Raw genomic sequence first — 17,650 nt, forward strand, 5'->3', positions numbered from 1 at the left:
GCGCCCACGCCCTCGACCCAGTTGCCGACGATGCGCGCCATCCCCTGCTGGCGCCAGAAGGCGCGAGCCGGCCGCTGCTTGCCGTCGAGCAGTCGGACGTAGTCGCCCCAGGCGACACTGCCGCCGTTCTGCAGGCTCTCCTGCCACATGGCCGGCACGCCGCGGCCGAGGTCGCGCAGGGTGAGCACCACCTCGACCCGGGCGTCGGGGAAGGACCCCACCACCTCGGCGATCTTCTCCGGGGGCGCCGGGCCGAGGAACTCCATGCTGATCAGGGCGGTGCCGGCGTGGGCGTCGATCTCCTCGACGAGTCGCCGCCAGGTGCCGTCGGACAGCTTCCCGAAGTGCGTGCGGCCGAGGACGTCGCTGACCGCGAGCACCTGGTCGCGCCAGACCGTCCCCGGGAACAGCACGCCGCGCTCGGCGAGCAGGTCCTGGTTGGCGGACAACCGCTTCTGGAGGTACGACGTCCCCGACTTCATCAGTCCCGCGTGCAGGACCACACGCTGCGCCATGGCTGGAGTCTAGGAGAGCTTGTAGTCCTTGAGCAGGGAGCGGCCGATGATCATCTTCTGGATGTCGCTGGTGCCCTCGCCGATCAGCATGAACGCGGCCTCACGGTAGAGCCGCTCGATCTCGTACTCCTTGGAGTACCCGTAGCCGCCGTGGATCCGGAAGGAGTCCTGGACGACCTCGTTGCAGTACTCCGCCGCGACCATCTTGGCCATCCCGGCCTCGACGTCGTTGCGCTCGCCGCGGTCCTTGAGCCGGGCGGCGCGGACCATCATGGAGTGCGAGGTCTCGACCTTGGTCGCCATCTCGGCGAGGCGGAACAGGATCGCCTGGTGCTGGGCGATGGGCTTGCCGAAGGTCTCGCGCTGCTGGGCGTAGGCGATGCCGAGCTCGAAAGCCCGGTTCGCGATGCCGCAGGCCCGGGCGGCGACGTTGACGCGGCCGACCTCGACGCCGTCCATCATCTGGTAGAAGCCCTTGCCCGGCTCGCCACCGAGAATCTGCTCGGCACCGATCCTGTGCCCCTCGAAGACGGCCTCGGTGGTGTCGACGCCCTTGTAGCCCATCTTCTCGATCTTGCCGGGGATCGTGACGCCCTGGGCCGTCTCGCCGAAGCCGGGTTCCTTCTCCACCAGGAAGGTCGTCATGTTCTTGTAGACCGAGTCGGCGCCCTCGTCGGTCTTGACCAGGACGGCAACCAGGTTGGACGAGCCGCCGTTGGTCAGCCACATCTTCTGGCCGGTGATCTCGTAGCCGGCGTCGGTCTTGACGGCCTTGGTCTTGATGGCCGCCACGTCGGAGCCGAGCCCCGGCTCGGACATCGAGAACGATCCGCGGACCTCGCCGGTCGCCATCCTCGGGAGGTACTTCCGCTTCTGCTCCTCGGTGCCGTGCTGCATCAGCATGTAGGCCACGATGAAGTGGGTGTTGATGACACCGGAGACGCTCATCCAGCCGCGCGCGATCTCCTCGACGCACAGCGCGTAGGTCAGCAGCGACTCCCCGAGGCCGTCGTACTCCTCGGGGATCATCAGGCCGAAGATGCCGAGCTCCTTGAGCCCCTCGACGATCTCGGTGGGGTACTCGTCCTGGTGCTCGAGCTCGGTGGCAACCGGGAGGATCTTCTCCTCGACGAACGTCCGGACCGCCTTGAGGATCTCGATCTGGTCATCGGTGAGTCCGTCGGTCTCGCAGAGGCGACCCATGGTCTGTCTCCTTCAGGCTGGTGTCGGGCTGGTGTCGGGAGGTGCGGTGGAGCAGGTTGGCGAGGGAAGGTTACCCATCAGTAGGTGGGTGCGCCATGAGGTGCGCCACTTCTGGACGCCTCAGTCGTCGTCGAGCACTCGGGACCGGGCCTCGAGCGGCCCGACCAGCTGCTGCTCCAGCTCGGCCACCCGCCGTTCCAACGGCTCGGCCAGCGCAGCGTTCTCGGCGATGGCGACCTCCAGCTCGTCCACGCGGCGAGCCAGGTGGACGACGTCGAGGATGCCGGTGCCGCTCGCCACTCGGCGGGCCAGCTCCCGGCCACGTCCGACGACGCGTCGCGCAGGGGACCGGGGGGTCACAACGAGTCGTTCCGATAGGTGTTCAGGGCCTTGGCCGTCACCCGTCCGTCGGTGTCCTGGGCCGGCAGCAACAGCTCGGTCACCACGTCGGAGAGCTCGGCGACGCGCAGGTGCAGCGCCCGCGACCGGGCCACCTCGGCCTCGAGGTCGGCGATCCGTGCGCGCAGGTCGTCGGCCCGGCGCTCCAGGCGAGGAGCGGTCACCCGACGCAGCATGCCCTTGCCCACCGCAGCCAGCCGGGATCCGTCCTCGGCCAGCACCCCCGGGACGCCCTGCTTGGCGTCCCGCTCGTGGGTGCGCTCGCGCACCAGCAGGAGCAGCCGGACGATGGTCTCGACGGCGGCGTCGAGCAGCTCGGCCTGCGTCGCGTCCCCCGGGAGCCGGGCGTCGGGACGGCTGGCCCGCAGATCGGCCAGGTCTCCCTGGACGTCGTACCCCGCCTCGGCGAGGGCAGCGATCGCCTTGCGGCTGCGCTTCTCCGCGTCCGCGAACTGCTCGTCGGTCACCCCGATCTGCTCGCGCCCGAGGTCGACGAGGATGCCGTGGGCCAGGGTGTCGCGCAGCCAGAGCGCCTGCTCCCGGTTGCCGGTGATCGGCGCCCGGACCTTCTCGTTCACCCGTCGCAGCAGCTCGGCGGCGACCACGCCGAGCGACTCGTTGGCACGCTCCACGACCGGGTCGAGGGCCGGTACGTCGATCCGGCAGGCGGCCGCGAAGCGACGCCACAGCTCCTGACCGTCCCCGGCCTCGCCCGGCACCGTGACGACGTGCACCCGCTCCGGGGGCAGTCCCGAGCCCCAGCGGGCGGCGACACCCGACGGATCCATCGTGCGCCAGCCCCACTCGCTGCGGGTACCGGCCTTGCCGGGCTTGGGCTTCCAGTCCTCGAGCCGGGTGGTGAGCGCGAACTTCAGTCGCTCCTGCCAGGCCGAGGGCACGGCACGACCGAAGTCGCGCGCGGTGATCACGACGTGGGTCTCGATGCCGTCGAGGTCGGCCAGGGCGGCCTGCGCCTGCGCGGCGGAGGCACCCGCGAACAGCTCGTAACTGAGGATCGCGACCTCGCCCCGCCAGTCCCGGATCTCCGTGACCAGGCGTTGCCAGGCCTCCGACGCGCGGGGAGGCAGGGACTCCAGACGGTCGTCCTCGCGCACCACCATGGCGGCGTGGATCCGGTCCAGGTGGCGCTCCCCCGCCACCAGCACACCGGCGTCCGCCAGCACCGTGCGGTTCTGCTCGAGGACGCGCTGCAGGTAGGTGGTGCCCGACTTCGGCGCCCCCACGTGCAGGTAGACGCGGGCAGTCATCGCTGACTCATCGGGTGGGTCACCGGGATCCTTCCTCGGGGGCGGGCCATTCGACGATCATTCTCCACTCGGCCGGCGGGCCGCCGGCAACGGCCGCTCCCCCGGCCCGGAAGCCTTCGCGGTGGACGACCCGTCCGCCGGCCTGGGTGGCCCGACCCTCGACGAGACGCGGGTCCACGGGTCGCAGCCTGCCGCCGCCGTGCTCGGCACGCCACTGGGCGGCGTCCTCGCGGGACAACGACAGCCCCTCGAGGTAGGCACGGCCACCGCGACGCAGCACCATCGAGGTGAACCGCCAGAAGTTGTCCTCGCCATCAGTCCCGAGGGTCTCCAGCAGTCGCCGGGCGTAGACGACCGGCTGGTGCGAACGGTCCCGGGCCACCAGCGCGGCCCGGGTCAGCACGTCGCGGAGGTCGTAGAGGTTGAGCGGCGTGAACGTCGCCGGCACGTCGCGCTTCTTCGCCCGGCGGTTGGCGGGGCGGATGGCCTGGCGGGCGTAGTCGAGGCCGAGCACCGGGACGCCGGTCCCGGCGAGGTGGAGCGCGTCCGCCCCCGTCCCGGCGCCGACGTCGATCACCCGGGCATCGGCCGGCAACTGCGGAGCCACCCAGGCGGCGAAGTCGGACGGTCCGTGCTTGTCGTCCTTGGCGAGGTCGACGACGTGTCGCTCCCAGTCCCGGCGCTGGCGCATCAACGAGGAGAACCAGCCGTCGAAGCGACCGGTGATCTCGGGGCCGGGCTCATGCCGGAAGGACGGGTCGGGGACCTTCCACCCGGGGCCGTAGGAGACGGCGAGCATCGCGTCGGGGTCGGCGGGCGCGGGCAGCATCCGGCCCTCGAACTCGAGCTCGATCAGCGGCAGGATCGCCGAGCGCGGCACCTGCTGGCGCACGGTCGCGGTCTCGTGCAGCAGGTCGCCCACATAGAAGCAGGTGTAGATGTCGATGCTCGCCATCGCCTTGTCGGGCGAGGTGAACACCACCGTGATGAAGGCGCCCGACTTGTGCAGCACGCGCAGGCCGGCGCGGGTGAGCGCACGTGCGACGTCCCACAGCTCGACGGTCATCTCGGCGGGGGTGGCCTTCTCGCTCAGGTAGGCCAGGTCGATGTCGGAGTCGTGGCCGATCACCTTGCCCTCGCGGGCGGCGCCGAGCAGGGTGCCGAAGGCCATCCACGCGTGGACGCCGCACTCGGCGGCCATCACCTCGATGATCCGGTCGGTGACGTCGACCATCTGCTCCACGACGCTCGCGTCACGGGCCGAGAAGGGTCGTTGGAGCAGTCCCCACTTGTCGATCATCACGGGAATGCCGTGCTTGTCGACGAACTCGACGCGACCCTCGCCGCTCCCGAAGACGATCTCGTCGGCGAAGAGCTCCTCGTCGCCGTTCACGACCCGGACCTCGGAGGTCCCCTCCAGCCAGCGCGACATCTGGGCCGGCCAGGGGACGAAGACGGCGGCGGGGTCACCGGCCACCCGGTGGCGCGGCTCGGCGCTGAAGGACCAGGCCATGTGGCCGTCGAAGAGTACGTCCGCCGAGCCCTGGAACCCGTCGGGGAAGTGCAGACCCGTGTCGTCGACTTGGACGTTCCTGTCACCCACGACGACGCAGGCTACGGCACCGACACCGTGGTGCTGAGCACGGCGTGGTCGGTGATCCGGCGGACCTGGGGGCCGGTGTCCATCAGGAACCGGCTGAACACGACGTCGGAGGAGCCGAAGATCCAGTCCACCCGCATCGGCCGCGGCGGACGGCAGCCGCCGGAGTTCGACCCGCCGTTGGCAGCGCGCAGGTCCGTGCGCGAGGTCATCCGGCAGAAGATCTCGTCGTGCTCGTTGAAGTCCCCGATCGCGAAGACCGGGATCCCGTCCTTGCGCAGCTCCTTGATCGCGGCGATCTCGATCTCGGTCGCGCGGTCGCGCTCGTCCTCGCGGCCGTGCCGGTCGCGCGGGGAGTTGTGCACGTTCATCACGTAGATCTCGCGCCCGGTCGCGAGGTGCTGGAGCCGGACGACGGGCTGCGGGCGGGTGCTGCCCATGAACGGGATCGTGATCGACCCCTTGAACGTCGCCGTCCAGACCGAGCTGCGCCACATGAGGTTCTGCGGCACGCCCCTGCCCCCCATCGAGGTGCCCGGCCAGAACTCGAAGCGGCCGCCGGTGGCGCGGTTCATGGTGGCGAGCTGGTCGGCCTGGATCTCCTGGAAGCCGACGATGTCGGAGCCGTAGGCGCCGATCAGGTTGGCCGCCCACTCGGTCCGGATCCGACCCGGCGCGAACCGCTGCGCGGCGCCACCCGGCGCGCTGTGCTGGCTGCCCAGGATGTTGAAGGTCGTCAGGCGGAACGAGTACGGCTGGTCGCCCGCTGCCTTCTCGGCCGCGCGAGCCAACGACTGGGCACCGGTGGGGACGCGTTGCGGTGCGATCGCCCCGCGATCCTCCAGGCCTGCCTCGGCGATCTCCTCGGCGTCCATCGTGGCGAGCTGGTCGGCGGGGATCCGACGGGGCTCGGGCGAGCTCGCGGCCGCCGGCGGGACCACGACCTCGTCACCACCGAGCCGTCCGAGCAGGTTGGCGGCGACGACGACGAGCACGATGGCGACCACGCCGCCGACGGTCGCCAGAGCGCTGAGTCGCTCGGGTGAGAACCGTGGGGCGTCGTCGCCCCCCGGCCCCTCGTCCGTGCCCGTCACTGGACCTCCTCTGGCAGCGGCTGGTCAGCCGTCGTGCCGTTTCCGACCTGTCCGGCCTCGTTGTTGCCCCAGCAGGCGCTGGCTCCCGAGGCGAGCGCACCGCAGGCGTGGAACCAGCCCACCTCCAGCGACGACCAGGCGGCTCCCGAGGTGACCAGGCCGGGCTCGAGGGTGTCGCCCGCATCGGTGGCCCCGAGCTGGCCGTAGCGGTTGCTGCCCCAGCAGTACGCCGTACCGGTGTTGTCCACGCCGCACGTCGAGGCATCGCCCGTGGAAAGGCTAGTCCAGATCTGGTCGCCGCTCACCCGTTCCGGAGCCCTGCGTGCGCGCCGGCTGCCGTCACCCAGCTGCCCGTGCGCGTTGAAGCCCCAGCACCTGGCCTCGCCGGACGTGGTGACACCGCAGGTGTGCGCCCACCCGGCCGTCAGCTGGAGCCAGCTCCTCGCCGTGCCCACCGGCTGGGGATTCGTCCGGATCACCGGGTCCTTGTTCCCCACCTGGCCGAAGGCGTTCTGCCCCCAGCACCAGGCCGTCGCGTCGGCCCGGGTCGCGCAGGTGTGGAACCCGCCGGCCGTCACGCTCGTCCAGTCCCGGGCCTCCCCCACCCGCACGGGACGCCCGCGCACCTGCGTGGTGCCGTCGCCGAGCTCGCCGGCGTTGTTGAGCCCCCAGCACCACAGGGTGCCGTTGACCCGGATGCCGCAGGTGTGGAACCAGCTGGTGCTGACGCTCGACCACGCCGCGGAGTCGCTGACCTGGCTGGGCCGGCTCCGGGCCGGGCCGCGACCGATCCCGAGCTGACCGTAGTTGTTCAGCCCCCAGCACCACAGCGTCTGGTCGGTGCGGATCCCGCAGGTGGTGGAGCCCCCGGTGCTCACCGACTCCCAGTCGGTCGCCCTGCCGACCCGCACCGGCGACGTCCGGCGCTCGCGGCTGCCGTCCCCCAGCTGACCGTGGCCGTTGGCCCCCCAACAGGCCAGCGACCCGTCGCCCCGCACCTCGCAGGAGGTCTGGCCGCCGGCGCTGACCGACTCGGTACCGCTGCGGACGGTGACCACGACGACGCCGGTGACCGACTGGGTCGTCGGCGAGGTGTTGCGCACCCGATAGGTCAGGTTCCAGGTCCCGACCCGTGTCGGCGTGCCCGCGAGCAGCCCGGTCGAGTCCAGGGTGAGCCCGGGCGGCACCTGGGCGCCGTCCTGCCACACCACGCCTTCGGCGGCCTCGTCGGCGACGTCGACCTCGAGGCGCACCTCGACCGGCTGGCCGCTGCGCACACTCTCGACGCGCACCCGCGGTCGCGGCACCGGGACCAGCACGGTCTGCCGCCAGAGACCGTCCGCCGCCTCCGCGAGCACGCCGGACCCTTCGGGTCGGCGGTAGCTGCGGGACGCCTTGAGGCCCTCGCGAACCGAGGTGCGACGCGGGTTGCAGAGCAGGTCGCCCTGGTTGCACACCTGCCACACCTGGAACGTCTCGGTGTCCGCCGGTACGTCGGGAGCCGTCCGCAGCAGGGGCGGCAGTACGCCGACCGACGACCTCGACGCGGCCGGCGAGCCGACGAGTCGGCCGACCACGCTGTCGGCGAGCCGCTCGGGGTCGGAGACCAGCACCGCCCCGACCAGGCGCGAGGGGTCGGGCTGGTCGCTGGGCCGGCGGACCAGGACGCGGTGCATCAGCGCGGCACCCTGGGCGTACCCCACCAGGACCACCTGCTGGTCCGGGCAGGTCAGAGCCGCCTGCTCGAGGGTCTCCTCGGCCTCCCGCACACCGGCGTTGACGCCGCTGCGCCAGGAGCGCGCCCGAGGGCGCTCGACCGCGTCTCTGGCCGGCGTGGAGGTGTCGCGACTCTCGACGAGCGCAACAGCGCGAGGGGCGGTCAGGTTCACCCGTCGGGCTTCGACCGAGCGACCACCCTCGGCGGCCAGGGCCGTGTACGCCTCGACCACGGCGGAGACCGTGGGTCCGAAGCCGAGCCCGCCCGATGCGGCGGGGCGCTCGCCCGCGCCGTCCGCGCCGAGGAGGAGGACGTCGGCACAGCCCTCGACCGCAGCGGCCGTGGCGGCGCCGAGGACGACCCGGTCAGGAGCGGCGGGCCGGGGGCCGGCGCCCGACTGCAGCACGGTCGCCGCCAGGGACACAGAGACCACCGTGGCCGTGGCCAGCGCGAGCACCTGTGTCCCGCGTCGTCTCAGCGGCCCGGTCACCGGCACAGGGTAGGAGCGGACCGGGGCGGTCCCGGGGACGCGCGGCGGCTCGGTCCCCGGAACGCGTCACTGGTCTTGACCACTCAGGTGGTCAGTCGAGCTCCATCTGGGCGTACGGGTCGATGACGACGCCACGGGCCGCGGCGGCGCGCCGCCGCTCGTTCACGACGGCCTGCTCCTGGGCGGTGTAGGCCGGCGGGTTCGCATAGAGCCAGTCGACCCAGTCGCTGTACTGACGGCGCAGCTTGGGGTCGAAGATCCGCATCACCGTCTCGTCGCTGGCCAGCGCCACCGACGTCCAGTTGGCCGACCCGTTCCAGGTCACCTCGGCCGCGCTGTCGCCGGCGTAGACGCCGCTCAACGACATGTTCTTCATGTGCAGGTAGCGGTCGTAGACGCCGTCGAGGTTGAAGTCCTGGGCGATCTGCTTGAGCGGGACCGGCCCGCGGTTCGTCTGGCGCAGGATGCGCAGCACCTCGTTGCCGAAGACCGCGTAGACGATCTTGACGTCGCAGCCGCGCTGCCACATCTGGCGGAGCCGGCCGGCGATCGCCTTGCCCCGGTCACCGTGCATCGAGGTCTGGGCGATCCGGATCTTGGTGCGCCCGTTGGTGCCCGACCCACCGGTCGCGCCCTGGCAGCGGACCTTGGCCAGCTCCTTGAGCAGCGGATCCTTCTCGGTGCCCTCGCCCTTGTACGGGTAGAAGTACGACGTGAACTTGCCGTGGGTGCCGCTCAGGTAGGGCTGCTTGACCGCCTTGTCCTTGACCATCTGGTCGTAGACGTGGACGAACTCGTCGTAGATCGCGGTGCGCCCGCGCACGGTGAACACGTCGTTCCACTGCGAGTGCGACGCCAGGTCGGTGGCGTTGAACGAGCCGTGGATGACCACGTCGGTGGCCTTGCCGGCACGGCTGAAGAGGAAGAACTTGGAGTGGGCGATGCCACCCTTGTAGCGGCACGAGCTCACGCAGCGACGCGTGAAGCTGCGCATCTCGGGCTTGCGATTCTTGTCGCCGCGGAAGGCCTTGGTCATCCGGATGAAGGTGTCGTTGCGGTTGTCCGGGTTGGAGTTCAGCCGGTCGACCAGCACCCGGACCGAGACGCCCCGACGGTGAGCCCGGATCAACGCGTCCGCGAGCTCGTCGCTGCGGAAGTTCCAGCTGGCGATCCGGATCTTCTCCTTGCCGGGCACGCTGTTGACGGTGCGCAGCAGGTGGCGAATGATCCGGCGCCGCGAGTCGGCGGCGGCGAGCGGGTTGTTGAACTTGACCCCGCCGCGCGGCGTGTAGTCGTCGGGGGCCGGCTTGGGGCGGGACTCGACCTGCGCGACAGCGGGGGCGGAGGCCGCAGCGCCGACGGAGGCAGAGGTCGCGGGTGCACCCGCGAGCAGTCCACCCATCAGCACGAGGGCGGTGGCGAGGGCGGTGGCGGCGGGGTGTCGTCGCACGCGGGGGTCACTTCCGTTCATCTGGAGCACAGAGGTCAGGACGCCGAGAGCGTCACGAGGGATCCCTGGCTACCTACGCCAATTCGCCCGAAAAAGCGTAACAGGGCACGGGGATATCGCCGTGGTCTTCGCGACGACCGGCAGGGGCGACCCCCGTCACGTCAGGCGGGGATCAGCCGCTGCACTTGGCCAGGACGTCCTGGTAGCCGGCGTCCTCGGCGAAGGGCTCGGTCGCCTCGGCGATCCGTCCACTGCGGACGGCGTAGAAGCGGCCGTCGTAGGTGATCAACGGCTTGCCGAACTCGCAGTACCGACCGTTGGCGCGGACCTTGGCGTCGTCCTCGTAGCAGCCGCGGTAGGTGCGGGGCAGCGTCTCGCCCGCCTGCCAGACGTCGACGCACTGGGGGTCGAGGGCCTCGGACACGTCGCCCAGGTCCGGGCTCGACGCCGAGACGGTCGGGATCGGATCCTCCGCGACGTCGGCGGTGCCACCTCCGCAACCGGCGACGAGGACGAGCGGAAGTGCCAGGGCGGTCAGGAATCCTCGCGCGTTCATGCGCCGAGTCTACGCGCGTCCGACCTCCCCCGCCCGGTACCGTCAGGGCTCGTGAGCACCACGCCGTCCCGCGTCTTCGTGGCCCGACTCGTCGGGCTGCCGATCTTCGACCCCCAGGGCGACCAGGTGGGCAAGGTCCGCGACCTCGTGGTGACTCTGCGCTCGGGCACCAGCCAGCCCCGCGTGCTGGGCATGGTGGCCGAGGTGTTCGGGCGGCGGCGGATCTTCGTCCCGATGACCCGGGTGACCAACATCGACAGCGGGCAGGTCTACACGACCGGCCTGCTGAACATGCGTCGCTTCGAGCAGCGTTCGACCGAGACCCTGGTGATCGGCCAGATGCTCGACCGGAAGGTCACGATCACCTCCTCGGGCGTCTCCGGGACCGTCTACGACGTGGCGATGGAACAGGCCCGCAACCGCGACTGGGTGCTGAGCCGGGTCGCCATCCAGGAGCCCGCGAAGGGCTTCCGCCGGCGCGGTCAGACCCACGTGGTGGAGTGGCGCGACGTCGAGGGGTTGGCCCAACGGCAGGAAGCCCAGGGGGCCACCCACCTGATCGCCGCCCTGCACGAGATGCGCCCCGCGGACGCCGCGAACATGATCCGTGACCTGCCCACCGAGCGCCGGATGGCAGTGGTGACCGCCCTGGACGACGAGCGGCTCGCCGACGTGCTCGAGGAGCTGCCCGAGGAGGTCCAGGTCGAGATCCTGGGCCAGCTCGACTCCGAGCGCGCTGCCGACGTGCTCGAGGAGATGTCCGCCGACGACGCCGCCGACCTGATCAAGGACCTGCCGCCGGAGACCGCCGCCACCCTGCTGGAGCTGATGGAGCCCGACGAGGCCGAGGACGTGCGCCGGCTGATGTCGTACGCCGAACACACCGCCGGCGCGATGATGACGCCCGAGCCGGTGATCCTCGGCCCCGACGCGACGATCGCCGACGCCCTGGCCCACGTGCGCAACCCCGAGCTCTCCACGGCGCTGGCCGCGCTGGTCTACGTCTGCCGTCAGCCGCTGGAGCCGCCCACCGGGCGCTTCCTCGGCGTGGCGCACATCCAGGCGCTGCTGCGCGAGCCGCCCTCGACCCTGGTCGCCGGGGTGCTCGACAGCTCGATGGACCCGTTGCGTCCCCAGGCGAGCATCGACCAGGTCGCGGCGCACCTCGCGACGTACAACCTGGTGGCGGCGCCGGTCGTCGACGACGACAACCGGCTGCTGGGCGCGGTCACCGTCGACGACCTGCTCGACCACATGCTCCCCGAGAACTGGCGCGACCAGGCCATCCGGTCCGGCCGTGTCGGCGACGCCCACCACGGGATGAGCAGTGGCTGAGACCCGGACGCCGCGCTCGCGGCTGGACACCCCCCAGGACACCCGACGCCGCTTCGTGCGCCGGCCGAGCTACGACTCGGACGCCTTCGGGGTCTTCGCCGAGCAGTTCGCCCGGTACATGGGCACGGCCCGGTTCCTGATCTACATGACGGCCTTCGTGCTGTTCTGGTTCGTCTGGAACGTCGCGGCGCCCGCCGATTGGCGCTTCGACAACTACCCGTTCATCTTCCTCACGCTGATGCTCAGCCTCCAGGCGTCGTACGCCGCTCCCCTCATCCTGCTGGCCCAGAACCGTCAGGAGACCCGGGACAAGGTGGTGGCCGAGCAGGACCGTCAGGCCAATGCCCGCGCCCACGCGGACATGGAGTTCCTGGCCCGCGAGGTGGCCTCGCTGCGGATGGCGGTGGGCGAGGTCGCCACCCGCGACTACCTGCGCTCGGAACTGAAGACACTGCTCAGCGACCTCGAGGAGCGCTCCCGTCCTGACGACGACGAGACCCCGGCCTCGGCCTGACTCGGCGTGAGTTGAGCGTCACCCCGCCCGCGGGCCGCACCTCACCTGCGACCAACTACGCTGGAGCATCATGAGCACCCCCACTCTCGAGCAGGTCAACGCGGCGCTCGCCACCGTGCAGGACCCAGAGATCAAGCGCCCCATCACCGAGCTCGGCATGGTCGACACGGTCGAGATCAGCGACACCGGAGCCGTCACGCTCACGGTGCTCCTCACCGTCTCCGGCTGCCCGCTCAAGGACACCATCACCCGCGACGTGACCACGGCCGTGGAGGGTGTCCCCGGCGTGACCGGCGTCGACCTGACCCTGGGCGTGATGAGCGCCGAGCAGCGCGCCGGCCTCCAGGAGGTGCTCCGCGGCGGCCAGGCCCAGCGCGAGATCCAGTTCGCCCAGCCCGGATCGCTGACCAAGGTGTTCGCGATCGCCAGCGGCAAGGGTGGCGTGGGCAAGTCCTCGATCACCGTGAACCTTGCGCTGGCGATGGCCAAGCAGGGGCTCAGCGTCGGCATCGTCGACGCCGACATCTACGGCCACTCCGTGCCGGCGATGCTGGGCGTCGCCGACGTCCGTCCCACCCAGGTCGAGGACCTGATCATGCCGGTGCCGACCCCCAGCGGGGTCTCGGTCATCTCGATCGGCATGCTCAAGCCCCGCCGCGACCAGGTCGTCGCCTGGCGTGGCCCGATGCTCGACCGAGCCCTGGTCCAGATGCTCTCCGACGTCTACTGGGGCGACCTCGACGTCCTCCTGCTCGACCTGCCGCCGGGCACCGGCGACGTCGCCATCTCGCTGGGCCAGCACCTGCCCGGCGCCGAGGTCGTCGTGGTCACCACCCCGCAGGAGGCTGCGGCCGAGGTGGCCGAGCGGGCCGGCACGATGGCCTCGATGCTGCACCAGCGCGTGGTCGGCGTCATCGAGAACATGAGCTACCTGCCGTGCCCGCACTGCACGGCCGACGGCAGCGCGGACCACCGCCTGGAGATCTTCGGCAGCGGTGGCGGCGACCGGGTCGCGTCCACGCTCTCCTCCCGGTTCGGCTACGACGTGCCGGTCCTGGGCCGCATCCCGCTGGACGTCTCGCTGCGCGAGGGCGGCGACGCCGGCAAGCCGATCGTCGACTCGGACCCCACCGCGATCGGAGCGCAGGAGCTGACCGCGATCGCCGGCAAGCTGTCCGGGCGAGGCCGCGGCCTGGCGGGCATGCAGTTGGGGCTCACCCCGTCCAGTAAGTTCTGAGCCATGTTCGGGGTCGGTTTGCCAGAGATGGCCGTGATCGCGTTCATCGCGGTCCTGGTCTTCGGCCCCGACAAGCTCCACGAACTGGCCAAGCAGGCCGGCGGCATGATCCGCAAGGCCCGGTCGCTGGCGCACTCCGCGCGCGACGAGCTCCGCAGCGAGCTCGGCCCGGAGTACGCCGACCTCGAGCTGCGCGACCTCGACCCGCGCGCCATCGTGCGCAAGCACATCGCCGAGGCGATGGAGGACGCCGACCAGGCCGCCGCCAAGCCGAACCGGCGCGGTCAGCGCCCGCTCGACGAGGGCGAGATCCCGCCGTACGACGCCGACGCGACGTAGCCCGAACCGCACCCGTCAGGGGCGGCTGCGTACCGCTGCCAGCGCAGTGAAGGCGATCAGCACGTCCTGACCGGCCGTGCCCGACCCGTGGACGAGCGGCCGGACCTCGACGAAGTCCGCCCCGACCCGGAGCACCACCACCTCCAGCGCGGAGCCGTCCCGTCGGTGCACGAGGCAGGGCTGGCCGGCGTCGGCCAGCCGGCGCAGCGCCGATCCGAGCCCGAGTCGGGCGACCGGCGACCAGGCCACCTCCGGCACCGAACGCGTGGTCGAGGTCCGCAGTGACTCGAGGGCCGCCAGCGAGACCACCCAGTCACCCCCCTGCGCCGACACCAGGCACCAGCCGGCCCCGACCCGGTCCAGCACGCCCTCGAGCCGGCCCACGCCGGCGACCTCGAGCAGCACCGGCTCGGCGAGGGCCGCCATCAACCGGCTGGCCAGGGTCACCTGCTGGTACTCGGCCCGGCTCCGGTCGGCCAGCTCGGCGCTGCGTTCCGCGTCGTAGAGCGCGTCCGCCTGCTGCTCGAGGTCGTCGAAGAACGCGAAGAGCTCGCGCTCCCAGCTCATCGCACACCCCACGTCATGGCAGGACCCTGCCTCCTCCGGACCCGCCCAAACCTGTGGAGAAAGCCTTGACGACGGTCGCAAAACTTCCTTGACTGATGCAAACAGACGCAAACGCAAGGATCTCGGGATGAACGCACGACAGGACCGCCACGGGCAGCCTCTCGCCGTCAGGGGTGTCCGGCCAGGGGCAGGACGCTGCCTGCTCGTCGGGACCGGTGCGACCCTCGGGTTCCTGGCCGTCGCGCGGCCGCTGGTCGCCGACCTCACCACCGCCGCCGCCTCCGGCCCGGTCGCCTTCACCGAGCTCCTGGTCCGCGGCAGCGCCGTTCTCGCCCTGATCTGCGCCACCTGGCTGTGGCTCTGCACCGCGCTGGTGGTCGTCGACGCCCTGCGGCACCACGGTCACCGGCCGCGGCCGGGGGTGCCCCAGGGATGGCGCCGGATCGTCCTGGCCGCCTGTGGGGTGGCCCTGACCGGGGCCGTGCTGGGCCCCGCCGCCCAGGCCGCACCCGCGGAGCCCGGCCCACCCACCGTCGAGGGACACCTGCTCGACGGCCTCCCGTTGCCGGAGCGCGCCACCGGAGGCGGGCCGGCCCGGTCGCCCTCCCCCGCCCTGCGGGTACGCCCCGGCGACACGCTCTGGGGGCTCGCGGCGCAGCAGCTGCCCGCATCGGCCGACCCGGCGACGATCGCGTCGCTGTGGCACCGGATCTACGCCCACAACGCCGCCGTGATCGGACCGGACCCGGACCTGCTGCTGCCGGGCCAGCGCCTCCACCTGCCGTCCCCCGCGCACGGGGCCACCGAGTGCTGCACCCATCGAGAGGAGTCGTGATGTCGCCGTACCACCCGAAGGTCGTCCCGCTCAGGACGCCGGTGCCGATCGCCAGCGTCCAGGGCACCCTGGCGCTCGACCTGCAGCCCCGCCAGGACCCACCCCCGCTGCACGACACCTCGCTCGCCCCGGGGGCCGACCCGGTCGGCGCCGACCTGAAGCTGCGGCGCCAGGTCGAGCAGTGGGCCCGTCGGTACGCCCAGGCCGCGGTGGAGATCGTCGGCGGCGACCGTCCCGTCTCCCAGCTGGTCCGCTGGTCGACCCGCGAGGTCTACCTGGACCTCGAGCGCCGCGCCCAGCTGGTCGCCCGGGCAGGCGGACACCAACCGGGGCTGGCCCGAGTGCAACCGGTCCGTCCGGTCGTGGTCAGCGTGCGCGCGTGCTTCCTGTCCCCGGCGATCGCCGAGGTCGGGGTGCACGTGCGCTACGGGCAGCGCTCACGAGCGATCGCGGCGCGCTTCGAGCAGCGCCGCGATCCCTGGCTGTGCAGCGCCCTGGCCTTCGCCTGAGCGCCGACCTCAGCCGTTGACGCGGGTGGTCAGCCCGGTGGGGCCGCCCGGCGCACCGTGGCACTTCTTGTACTTCTTGCCCGAGCCGCAGGGGCAGTCGGCGTTGCGACCGACCCCGGCGTACGGGTCGTCGGCCTGCGAGGCTGCCGCCGCCTTCACCTCGACCTCGCCGTCCTCGGTGGGCGCGGAGTAGGAGAGGTTCTTCGGCTGCTTGGGGGCGTCGAGGCCCTTCGCGCGGATCTGCGGCGCCTCACGACGGGCCCGCTCCGCGGCGGCCGCCTCGGCGGCCACCTCCTCCTCGTCCTCCTCGTCCACCTGGACCTCGAGGTTGAACAGGAAGCCGACCGACTCCTCCTTGATGCCGTCCATGATGGCGGCGAACATGTCGAAGCCCTCGCGCTGGTACTCCACGAGCGGATCGCGCTGCGAGTAGGCCCGCAGGTAGATGCCCTCGCGCAGGTAGTCCATCTCGTAGAGGTGCTCGCGCCACTTGCGGTCCAGCACCGACAGGACGACGCGACGCTCGAGCTCGCGCATCACCTCGTCGCCCACCTCGGCCTCACGACGGTCGTACGCCGCGTGCGCGTCCTTCTTCAGCGCCTCGATCAGCGTCTCGCGGTCGAGGTTCGAGCGACCGCCGGCCTCCTTCTCCAGCACCGTGTGGTCGAGCGAGATCGGGAAGATCTGGCCCAGGGCCGTCCACAGCGCCTCGAGGTCCCACTGCTCGGCGAAGTCCTGCGTGGCCGAGAGGACGTAGCCGGTGACGACGTCGTCGATGAACGTGCGGATCTGGTCCTCGAGGTCGGCGCCCTCGAGCACCTTGCGGCGCTCGCCGTAGATGACCTCGCGCTGGCGGTTCATCACGTCGTCGTACTTGAGGACGTTCTTGCGGGACTCGAAGTTCTGCGACTCGACCTGTCCCTGCGCGTTGGCGATGGCGCCGGTGACGCGCTTGTTCTCGATCGGGACGTCGTCCGGGATCTTCAGCACCTGGAGGACGCGGTCCACCCAGTCCGACTTGAACAGCCGCATGAGCTCGTCCTCGAGGGACAGGTAGAACCGGGACTCGCCCGGGTCGCCCTGACGGCCGGACCGCCCGCGCAGCTGGTTGTCGATGCGGCGGGACTCGTGGCGCTCGGTGCCGATCACGTAGAGACCGCCGGCCTCACGCACCTCGTCGTGCTCCTGGGCGACCTGGGCCTTGACCCGCTCGATCGCGAGCGGCCACTCGGCCTCGTACTCCTCGGAGTGCTCGACCGGGTCCAGGCCCTTCTTGCGCAGCTCGGCGTCGGCGAGGAAGTCCACCGACCCGCCGAGCATGATGTCGGTACCGCGACCGGCCATGTTGGTCGCCACGGTCACGGCGCCCTTGTGACCGGCCATCGCCACGATCTTGGCCTCGTCGGCGTGGACCTTGGCGTTCAGCACGCTGTGGGCGATGCCCCGGGCGCGGAGCTTGGTGGACAGGTGCTCGGACTTCTCCACCGACACGGTGCCGACCAGGATCGGCTGGCCCTTGGCGTGACGCTCGGCGATGTCCTCGACCACGGCGTCGTACTTCGCCTCCTCGGTGCGGTACACGAGGTCGGGCTGGTCGATGCGCTGCATCGGCTTGTTGGTCGGGATCGGGACCACACCGAGCTTGTAGATCTTGTCGAACTCCGACGCCTCGGTCATGGCCGTACCGGTCATCCCGGAGAGCTTGTCGTAGAGCCGGAAGTAGTTCTGCAGGGTGACGGTGGCGAGGGTCTGGTACTCCTCGCGGACGGTCACGCCCTCCTTGGCCTCGATCGCCTGGTGCAGGCCGTCGTTGTAGCGACGCCCCGCGAGCATCCGGCCGGTGTGCTCGTCGACGATGAGCACCTCGCCGTTCATGACGACGTACTCCTTGTCGTTGCGGAACAGCTCCTTGGCCTTGATGGCGTTGTTCAGGAACGAGATGAGCGGGGTGTTGGCCGACTCGTAGAGGTTCTCGATGCCGAGGTGGTCCTCGACCTTCGTGATCCCGGGCTCGAGCACCGA

General features: G+C 71.2%; 16 protein-coding genes and 1 pseudogene. 6 read left to right on the forward strand and 11 right to left on the reverse strand.

Going from position 1 to position 17,650, the window contains the following annotated elements; genetic code table 11:
* The 9 genes and pseudogenes from ABZE72_RS09925 to ABZE72_RS09965 all read right to left on the reverse strand — a co-directional run.
* Positions 1 to 515: pseudogene (locus ABZE72_RS09925) on the reverse strand (hypothetical protein); the annotation flags it as partial.
* A 9-nt stretch (positions 516 to 524) separates the two neighbouring features.
* The gene (locus tag ABZE72_RS09930; RefSeq protein ID WP_372728866.1) at positions 525 to 1,718 is read right to left on the reverse strand and encodes an acyl-CoA dehydrogenase family protein; all 1,194 of its coding nucleotides are present in this window, start codon (positions 1,716 to 1,718) and stop codon (positions 525 to 527) included.
* A gap of 120 nt (positions 1,719 to 1,838) precedes the next feature.
* On the reverse strand, positions 1,839 to 2,078 hold the full coding sequence (locus ABZE72_RS09935) for a hypothetical protein (protein ID WP_372728867.1): 240 nt from the start codon (positions 2,076 to 2,078) through the stop codon (positions 1,839 to 1,841).
* Positions 2,075 to 3,385 carry a DUF6752 domain-containing protein gene (locus ABZE72_RS09940; RefSeq protein ID WP_372728868.1) on the reverse strand — a complete coding sequence of 437 codons (1,311 nt, stop codon included), beginning with the start codon at positions 3,383 to 3,385 and terminating at the stop codon, positions 2,075 to 2,077. Before ABZE72_RS09940 ends, ABZE72_RS09935 begins: the two co-directional genes overlap by 4 nt.
* A 19-nt stretch (positions 3,386 to 3,404) precedes the next feature.
* Positions 3,405 to 4,988, reverse strand: a complete 1,584-nt coding sequence (locus tag ABZE72_RS09945) for a class I SAM-dependent methyltransferase (RefSeq protein WP_372728869.1) — start codon at positions 4,986 to 4,988, stop codon at positions 3,405 to 3,407.
* Between the two features lie 11 nt (positions 4,989 to 4,999).
* Positions 5,000 to 6,079, reverse strand: a complete 1,080-nt coding sequence (locus ABZE72_RS09950; protein ID WP_372728870.1) for an endonuclease/exonuclease/phosphatase family protein — start codon at positions 6,077 to 6,079, stop codon at positions 5,000 to 5,002.
* Entirely contained in the window at positions 6,076 to 8,286 is a 2,211-nt protein-coding gene (locus ABZE72_RS09955) for a cutinase family protein (protein WP_372728871.1), read from the reverse strand. The genes ABZE72_RS09950 and ABZE72_RS09955 overlap by 4 nt, the downstream gene beginning before the upstream one ends.
* Positions 8,287 to 8,377: 91 nt before the next feature.
* Positions 8,378 to 9,736 (reverse strand): phospholipase D-like domain-containing protein, encoded by a 1,359-nt coding sequence (locus ABZE72_RS09960; protein WP_372728872.1) that lies wholly within the window; start codon positions 9,734 to 9,736, stop codon positions 8,378 to 8,380.
* Positions 9,737 to 9,908: 172 nt separating this feature from the next.
* Positions 9,909 to 10,292, reverse strand: a complete 384-nt coding sequence (locus ABZE72_RS09965) for a hypothetical protein (protein ID WP_372728873.1) — start codon at positions 10,290 to 10,292, stop codon at positions 9,909 to 9,911.
* Between the two features lie 51 nt (positions 10,293 to 10,343).
* Between ABZE72_RS09965 and ABZE72_RS09970 the strand changes: the two genes are divergently transcribed.
* The 4 genes from ABZE72_RS09970 to ABZE72_RS09985 all read left to right on the forward strand — a co-directional run bounded on the left by ABZE72_RS09970 (position 10,344) and on the right by ABZE72_RS09985 (position 13,717).
* Positions 10,344 to 11,627 (forward strand): magnesium transporter MgtE N-terminal domain-containing protein, encoded by a 1,284-nt coding sequence (locus ABZE72_RS09970; RefSeq protein ID WP_372728874.1) that lies wholly within the window; start codon positions 10,344 to 10,346, stop codon positions 11,625 to 11,627.
* Positions 11,620 to 12,141 (forward strand): DUF1003 domain-containing protein, encoded by a 522-nt coding sequence (locus ABZE72_RS09975; RefSeq protein WP_372728875.1) that lies wholly within the window; start codon positions 11,620 to 11,622, stop codon positions 12,139 to 12,141. Before ABZE72_RS09970 ends, ABZE72_RS09975 begins: the two co-directional genes overlap by 8 nt.
* Positions 12,142 to 12,211: 70 nt before the next feature.
* On the forward strand, positions 12,212 to 13,378 hold the full coding sequence (locus ABZE72_RS09980) for an Mrp/NBP35 family ATP-binding protein (protein ID WP_372728876.1): 1,167 nt from the start codon (positions 12,212 to 12,214) through the stop codon (positions 13,376 to 13,378).
* Positions 13,379 to 13,381: 3 nt separating this feature from the next.
* Complete coding sequence (locus ABZE72_RS09985; RefSeq protein WP_372728877.1) at positions 13,382 to 13,717, forward strand: sec-independent translocase; 336 nt, start codon at positions 13,382 to 13,384, stop codon at positions 13,715 to 13,717.
* A 15-nt stretch (positions 13,718 to 13,732) separates the two neighbouring features.
* Here the strand turns inward: ABZE72_RS09985 and ABZE72_RS09990 are convergent, their stop codons facing one another.
* On the reverse strand, positions 13,733 to 14,284 hold the full coding sequence (locus ABZE72_RS09990) for a hypothetical protein (protein ID WP_372728878.1): 552 nt from the start codon (positions 14,282 to 14,284) through the stop codon (positions 13,733 to 13,735).
* A gap of 127 nt (positions 14,285 to 14,411) precedes the next feature.
* Here ABZE72_RS09990 and ABZE72_RS09995 point away from each other — a divergent pair, with 127 nt between their 5' ends.
* Positions 14,412 to 15,119, forward strand: a complete 708-nt coding sequence (locus ABZE72_RS09995; protein WP_372728879.1) for a LysM peptidoglycan-binding domain-containing protein — start codon at positions 14,412 to 14,414, stop codon at positions 15,117 to 15,119.
* The gene (locus ABZE72_RS10000) at positions 15,119 to 15,628 is read left to right on the forward strand and encodes an Rv3235 family protein (protein WP_372728880.1); all 510 of its coding nucleotides are present in this window, start codon (positions 15,119 to 15,121) and stop codon (positions 15,626 to 15,628) included. The genes ABZE72_RS09995 and ABZE72_RS10000 overlap by 1 nt, the downstream gene beginning before the upstream one ends.
* Positions 15,629 to 15,637: 9 nt before the next feature.
* On the opposite strand, the gene ABZE72_RS10005 is transcribed toward ABZE72_RS10000, so the two are convergent.
* Positions 15,638 to 17,650, reverse strand: a 2,013-nt coding sequence (locus ABZE72_RS10005) for a preprotein translocase subunit SecA (RefSeq protein ID WP_372728881.1), incomplete at its 5' end; no start/stop codon positions are given.

It is taken from the genome of Nocardioides sp. (genome assembly GCF_041600255.1).
Taxonomy (GTDB): domain Bacteria; phylum Actinomycetota; class Actinomycetes; order Propionibacteriales; family Nocardioidaceae; genus Nocardioides.